The organism is Trebonia sp., assembly GCF_049794275.1.
Taxonomy (GTDB): Bacteria; Actinomycetota; Actinomycetes; order Streptosporangiales; family Streptosporangiaceae; genus Trebonia.
In genome coordinates, this window is record NZ_JBARCR010000406.1 from 1 (window position 1) to 2,497 (window position 2,497).

Genomic DNA, 2,497 nt, shown 5'->3' on the forward strand with positions numbered 1-2,497 from the left:
CCAGGGAGGCCGCCCAGGCGCTGACCGACATGGCGGACTCGGACGGCGCGCCCGCCGCGACCTACGTGTCGGCGACGATCGACCCCGAGCACGTCACGCTGTGCTGGCTCGGCGACAGCCGGGCCTACTGGCTGACCGCCGACCCGGCGGGCAGCGTCCGGCTCACGAAGGACGACTCGATCGCCGAGGAGATCGTCGCGGCCGGCGTCGCCACCGTGGATGAGGCGATGGCCTCGCCGCAGGCGCACGTGATCACCCGCTGGCTCGGCGCCGACCTGCCCGATCCTGAGCCGCACGTCGCCAGGTTCAGGCCGCCGGGACCCGGGGTGGTGCTCATCTGCTCCGACGGCCTGTGGAATTACCGCCCGGAGGCGGGCGACCTGGCCGGGCTCGTGATGCCCGCCGCGCAGACCGAGCCGCTGCCCGCGGCGGCGGGCCTGGTGAAGTTCGCCGTGGACAGGGGCGGCCTGGACAACATCACCGTGGTCCTCATCCCGGTTCCGTTCGCCGCCGAGTAGCGGCGCGCCAGCCGCAAAGCGGCTATTGACGCATGGATCGCCCTTAACCGGGAAGTGCCTGCTTCCGACAAACGGCCGTCAGCGGAGGGGGATGGCGGGCAGCAGCTTCCGAACAAGGGACTTTCATGCTTGAGGCGCTCGTCATCGCCGGGATCGTCGCTGCCCCGCTAGGCTCGGCGGCCCTGTTCCTGCCCGGGCGGCTGCACCGTCAGGTGACCGGGACGTGGCCGATTGTCCGCAGGCTCCTGCTGGCCGTGATCGGCACCGCGGTGCTCGCCGCGGCGGCCGCCGTCATCTTGAAACTGCTGCACGCGACCAGCAGCAACCTGATCGCCGGCGTGGCCGGCCTGGTCGCCGTCAGCGTGATCTGGCTGCCGGTGACCAGGCGCTGGTCACCGCGGGCGCACCTGTGCTGGGCGTCGACCACGTTCCTGTTCGTCGTCTACCTGACCTTCGCGCTCGACTGGACGTTCGCCAGCCACCTCGGCCCGGCCAGCACGATCGGCGGCGTGCTGCTCTGGTTCCTCGAGGTGCTCGCGGCGATACTGTCGGTCGCCTACCTGTGGGAGATCTGCGACGCGCTCGGCACCGAGGACTGGCGCCGCAAGATGACCCCTGTCCCCGCCGGGGACACCACCATGATCCGGGAGGTCGGCCGGTTCCCCATGGTCAGCCTGCATGTCCCGGCGCACAACGAGCCGCCCGACATGGTGATCGACACGCTGCGCGCGCTGCTCCAGCTGGATTACCCGCGCTACGAAGTCATCCTCATCGACGACAACACCGACGACGAGGACCTCTGGCGGCCGGTCGAGGCCTGGTGCGCCAGCCACGGCGTCAAGTTCAAGCACCTGGAGAACTGGCCGGGCTACAAGTCGGGCGCGCTGAACTACGCGCTCCGGCATCTCACCGACCCGGACGCCGAGATCATCGGCGTCGTCGACTCCGACTACCAGGTGGACCCGGGATTCCTGATGCGCTGCGCGCCGGCCTTCGAGGACCCGTGGATCGGCTTCGTGCAGGCGCCGCAGGACTACCGGGACTGGGAGCACGCCCGCTACTACCGCCGCCTGTACTACTCCTACAAGTACTTCTTCGCGGTCTCCCAGCCCTCGAGGAACGAGCACGACGGCGCGATCTTCGCGGGCACCATGGGCCTGATCAGGCGGGTCGCCCTCGACGAGCTCGGCGGCTGGGACGAGTGGTGCATCACCGAGGACGCGGAACTGTCGCTGCGGCTGCTGCGCGCCGGCTGGTCCGGCCTGCACGTGGACCAGTCCGGCGGGCACGGCATCATGCCGTTGACCTTCGAGGCGCTGAAGGGCCAGCGGTACCGCTGGTGCTTCGGCGGGATCCAGATCCTGCGGATGCACTGGCGCAGCCTGCTGCCGGGCCGCCGGGACCAGGCCAACCGCCTGTCCAGCGGGCAGCGCTGGGCCTACCTGGCCGGCGCGTTCCAGTGGTACGGCGACCTGCTCAGCCTGCTGTTCTTCATCTTCCTGCTGGCGGGGGCGGCCAACCTGGCCACCGGCGGCGGCGAGCTGTTCCGCAAGCTCACCGTCTTCCTGGTCGCCACCGTCCCGGTCCTCGTCGCGCTCGGGCTGGTGCGCGCCATCGCGCTGCTGAGAAGGGGCACCGGCGCCTCCTGGCGGGACGCGATCGGCGCGTTCTTCATCTGGCAGTCGACGTCGCTGGTGGTCGCCAGGGCGTCGGTGCTCGCGCTGTTCGCGAAGAAGGCCGCCTTCCTGCGCACCCCGAAGACCGGCGAGGACACCAGCTGGTTCATCGCCCTGCGGGCCAACTGGGCGGAGACGACGCTGGCCGTGTTCGGTCTCGCCGGGATCATCGCGGGGCTGACCAAGGCGGGCGAGCTGAGCGGCCCGCTGCTCGCCGCGCTGCTGCTGTTCCCCACCCTCGGCCTGGCCGCCGCGCCGTACAACAGCCTGGCGGCCCGCCGGGCCGCGCTGCCCGCCCAGCTG

Annotated in this window: 2 protein-coding genes; both read left to right on the top strand. The window is 70.9% G+C overall.

Going from position 1 to position 2,497, the window contains the following annotated elements; all coding sequences use genetic code 11:
- Positions 1-518, top strand: a 518-nt coding sequence (locus WA805_RS11120) for a PP2C family protein-serine/threonine phosphatase (protein WP_425242299.1), incomplete at its 5' end; no start/stop codon positions are given.
- Between the two features lie 125 nt (positions 519-643).
- On the top strand, positions 644-2,497 hold a 1,854-nt coding region (locus WA805_RS11125; RefSeq protein ID WP_425242300.1), incomplete at its 3' end, for a glycosyltransferase family 2 protein.